Source organism: Streptomyces sp. SID11385 (genome assembly GCF_010548245.1).
Taxonomy (GTDB): Bacteria; Actinomycetota; Actinomycetes; order Streptomycetales; family Streptomycetaceae; genus Streptomyces.
Genome location: NZ_JAAGLR010000177.1, coordinates 1 through 239, shown reverse-complemented (window position 1 = coordinate 239; position 239 = coordinate 1). Strand labels below are relative to the sequence as shown.

Sequence of the window (239 nt, the reverse complement as noted above, 5' to 3'; positions counted from 1 at the left end):
GTGTCTGCGGGACCATCTGACCAAGGACTACCTGGGGGTCGGTTTCGTCCAGGGCGGCATTCTCGCGGTGAAGGTCCGGGGCCAGGGCATCGGTTCGGTCTGGTTCTGCGCGTACGACGACGCGCGGGATCAGGACGGCTGGAGCGTCCAGGAGCGGGTGGACCGGCTGCTGTTGCCGTGCGGCGTGGACTTCGACGCCTTTCTGCAGCGTCTCGCGGGCAACCCGCCGGAGCTGGAGA

At 68.2% G+C, this 239-nt stretch carries 1 pseudogene; it reads left to right on the top strand.

Annotated features, from left to right (window positions below):
• A pseudogene (locus G3I42_RS05325) lies at window positions 1-239 on the top strand (cell wall assembly protein Knr4); the annotation flags it as partial.